Annotated in this window: 1 protein-coding gene; it reads left to right on the top strand. The window is 37.1% G+C overall.

The genetic code is table 11. From position 1 onward, the window contains the following. Positions 1 to 156 precede the first annotated feature (156 nt). Positions 157 to 417 carry a hypothetical protein gene (locus ACJ5GX_RS02710; RefSeq protein ID WP_495292679.1) on the top strand — a complete coding sequence of 87 codons (261 nt, stop codon included), beginning with the start codon at positions 157 to 159 and terminating at the stop codon, positions 415 to 417. The last annotated feature ends 313 nt before the right edge of the window (positions 418 to 730 follow it).

Genomic DNA, 730 nt, shown 5'->3' with positions numbered 1-730 from the left:
CTTAGACAGTCCGCTGTTTCATAATTCTGTTCACAAATTCATTAATTTTATTTGGTACAGAATGTTAAAGTAGGAAAGCGCGCACGTGTATTATTTGAAGCCAATTGAAGCATTTTATTTAATTTTTATTTTATTGCTGCAAAAGAGTTAGATACATTGTTGTTCAAAAAACATCCTTACTCAAGAGATCGATCAGCAAACCGCGAGCCGTCTCGTAACTTGCATCATCGACTGGTAGATGCTTTACCAGCTCATGGGGCTCACCTTGCAGCTTGGCCATCAATTGTGCCATTTTATATGCAGGCTGCAAGTCAGTGCGGTTATGAATCACACTGTCAAACAGATCGATCTGTATTCCGTAAGAAACTTTCTTTGTCTAATTTTGATTCACACGTTGAAATATTTTCAGCAATTTGAATAAATATGAACCTTAACCGCAGACTGACCATAGTATAAAGCTTGGCGGTTTCTTTACAACCCATTGTGTATTGAGATCGATCGAACACCCAGTTAATGCCCAGACGGGAGAGGCTCGTGCCGATAGCTTCCTCGTTTTCCGATAAAAACGTTATAATTTCTTTCATACATCGATCGATCCATGCTTCTGTTTACATGAGTTACTGATTTTAATCATCATTACTTTTGAATTCATTCATACAGACATTTAGGTTTTCATCTCTGCTACAGTTGTTTTTTAAATTATTTGTGGTTACATCAATAACACCCTTAC

The sequence above is a fragment of the Wolbachia endosymbiont of Tuta absoluta genome (assembly GCF_059414725.1).
Note: the sequence above shows the minus strand (reverse complement) of the source record. Positions and strands in the feature narration are given on the sequence as shown.